At 31.0% G+C, this 2,688-nt stretch carries 2 protein-coding genes and 2 tRNA genes; 1 reads left to right on the top strand and 3 read right to left on the bottom strand.

Annotated elements, in window-relative coordinates; all coding sequences use genetic code 11:
- Positions 1-135: 135 nt before the first annotated feature.
- The 3 genes from ARA56_RS16185 to ARA56_RS16175 all read right to left on the bottom strand — a co-directional run bounded on the left by ARA56_RS16185 (position 136) and on the right by ARA56_RS16175 (position 1,413).
- Positions 136-1,077, bottom strand: coding sequence for an ROK family protein (locus ARA56_RS16185; protein ID WP_055268517.1), 942 nt, complete (start codon positions 1,075-1,077; stop codon positions 136-138).
- 147 nt (positions 1,078-1,224) lie between these two features.
- Positions 1,225-1,317, bottom strand: a tRNA-Ser gene (locus ARA56_RS16180).
- A gap of 5 nt (positions 1,318-1,322) precedes the next feature.
- Positions 1,323-1,413, bottom strand: a tRNA-Ser gene (locus tag ARA56_RS16175).
- A gap of 265 nt (positions 1,414-1,678) precedes the next feature.
- On the opposite strand from ARA56_RS16175, the gene ARA56_RS16170 reads away from it, so the two are divergent.
- A complete protein-coding gene (locus ARA56_RS16170) occupies positions 1,679-2,575 on the top strand; it encodes a cation diffusion facilitator family transporter (RefSeq protein WP_055268516.1) in 897 nt (298 codons plus the stop codon).
- Positions 2,576-2,688 lie beyond the last annotated feature (113 nt).

The raw sequence follows: 2,688 nt of genomic DNA, 5'->3' as shown, positions 1-2,688 counted from the left end.
CATAGGAATCACATTTTTTGTGAAGTTTTTCATATTATTACTATGCGCAAAAAAGGAAGTTCAAATTCGAACTTCCTTTTCTTTATCGGCAAATATCAATTTTTTTTTGATACAGCCCCCTTATTATATATAATATTATTTTTCTGTTATTGCTAACGCCGCAGCTCCTAGTACTCCCGCTTGTCCTCCAAGCTTAGCTTTTTCTATTGAACAGTTTTCTGCAAATACACTTAGGCATCTTTCTGCAACTACTTTCTTAACAGTTTCAAGAACTATATCTCCACCGTTAATTACTCCACCACCCATAACAACTTTTTCTGGGTCTAAGTGGCTCATTACATTTCCTACTGTAATTCCTAAGTAATATAAAGCACTGTCTAATATTCTCTTAGCTTCTGCATCTCCTTCAGCAGCCTCTATAAATACTTCCTTAGCTGTAACATTATTATATTTCTTTAAAGAAGTAACTACTTTACTAGCAACAGCTTCCTTTGCTCTCTTTCCTATTGCAGTACCTGAAGCAAAGCTTTCTGCACATCCAACATTTCCACAACCACATCTTGGACCTTCTTTGCTTACAGTCATATGACCTACTTCTAAAGCATTAGCTGTATTTCCTCTATATAATTTTCCATTGATGATTGCTCCACCACCGATTCCAGTACTTACAGTTATATAAACCATATTTTCAGTACCTTTTCCAGCACCAAACATAAACTCTGCTAATGTAGCAACATTTGCATCATTATCTAAATAAGTTGGTAAATCATATCTTTCCTTTAAAACATTAACTATTTCAAAATTTTTAAATGGTAAATTAGATGTTTCAATTATTATCCCTTTTTTAGCATCTAAAGGTCCTGGTGAGCCTATTCCGATAGCTTTTATTAAATCTTTATCTACCCCAGCTATAACAGAATCTATAGTGTTTATAATTCTTCCAGCAACTGCTTCTTCGCCTTCTTCAGCAAGAGTTTCAACTATTTTTTCGTTTATTATATTTCCTTCTAAATCTACTAGAGCTGTGTATATTTTAGTCCCACCTAAATCTACACCTACAACATATTTTTTTTCCATATAATATCCCCTCCACTTAATTTACACTTTAATAATTTTAAGTATACCATTTTAACATTACGTTTACAATTGTTAGTATAATCCTTTAGTAAAATTTATAATAACTTTTTTGGACACAAAAAAAACAGCATCTTATTAGATGCTGCTTGGCGGAGAACAAGAGATTCGAACTCTCGCACCGGTTTAACCCAGCCTACTCCCTTAGCAGGGGAGCCTCTTTAGCCACTTGAGTAATTCTCCACTTTTGGCGGAGAGAGTGGGATTCGAACCCACGGTACGCTCACACGCACGCCGGTTTTCAAGACCGGTGCCTTAAACCAACTCGACCATCTCTCCGTGTTACAAGAATTATTATATCAGCGGTATTTTATACTGTCAACATATTTTTTATATTTTTTTATATTTTTTTTCACATAATTTTTATCATATTGATAACATTAACAATTGTAATGTTAATCTTCAAGATTTTAAACAAAACTAACTTTTATATAACAAGTCTTGTTCTCAATTGATAATTATAATTGAGAATAAACTCTTGTTTTAATAAGGATTTTATATTATTATTTAAATATCAATTGAAATTAATTTATCGGAGGTTTATATGAATACTCGATTTGACGAGGCTAATAAAGTCACTATGCTCTCCATTCTATGGAATGTAATATTAACTATAATAAAAATATTTGCTGGTATTTTAGGTAGATCTAGTTCAATGATTGCTGATGCAATGCATTCAGCATCAGATATAATAAGCTCCATAGGAGTTTTGATAGGAAATAAGATATCAAAAACTCCAAATGATAAAGGTCATAATTATGGTCATGAAAAAGCCGAAACTCTAGTTTCATTTTTGCTTTCAATTTTACTAATATATGTTTCACTTAAAATAGGTTTTAATGGAGTTAAATCATTGTTTCACTTAGATCAAGTTAAAATTCCAACTATTTTACCTCTAATAGTATCAGTTATTTCTATAGCTATAAAAGAATATCAATATAGAATAACTATTAAAGTAGCTAAAAAAATTAACTCACCATCATTAAAAGCCGATGCTTGGCATCATAGATCAGATGCATTATCTTCTATTGCAGCTTTTATAGGAATTGGTGGTTCAATGTTAGGTTTTAAAGCATTAGATCCTATTGCTGCTATAGTAGTTGCACTTTTTGTTGCTAAAGTTGGTTTTGATATATTTAAAGATTCAGCTAATGAGCTTATGGATTGTTCTATAAGTGAGGAAGAAGAATCTAAAATAATTGAAATAGCTAAAGAAACTGATGGAGTTATTCACTTAGGTGAGCTTAAATCCAGAAAGCATGGAGCTATGGCATATTTAGATTTAACTATTTGCGTTGATAAAAATCTAACTGTTTTTGAAGGCCATGAAATAGCTAATAATTTAGAAAAATGTTTACTTGAAAAGATGAATTTTATAAAAGGTATAACTGTTCACGTTGAACCTTGTATAAATTGCAATGATACTATTTGCTTAAAATAATATTAAAATAATAGAAGGGGCTGTATCAAAAAAAAATTGATATTTGCCGATAAAGAAAAGGAAGTTCGAATTTGAACTTCCTTTTTTGCGCATAGTAATAATATGAAAAACTT

Origin of the sequence: Clostridium disporicum, from assembly GCF_001405015.1 — a bacterium.
Lineage (GTDB): Bacteria > Bacillota > Clostridia > Clostridiales > Clostridiaceae > Clostridium > Clostridium disporicum_B.
The sequence above is the reverse complement of the archived record's forward strand: the minus strand, read 5'-3'. Positions and strand labels throughout refer to the sequence as shown.

What these genes read in the sequence shown, in the direction of transcription:
- ARA56_RS16185 (WP_055268517.1), bottom strand. Translation starts at nt 1,077, where the DNA reads ATGGAAAAAAAATATGTTGTAGGTGTAGATTTAGGTGGGACTAAAATA.
- ARA56_RS16170 (WP_055268516.1), top strand. Translation starts at nt 1,679, where the DNA reads ATGAATACTCGATTTGACGAGGCTAATAAAGTCACTATGCTCTCCATT.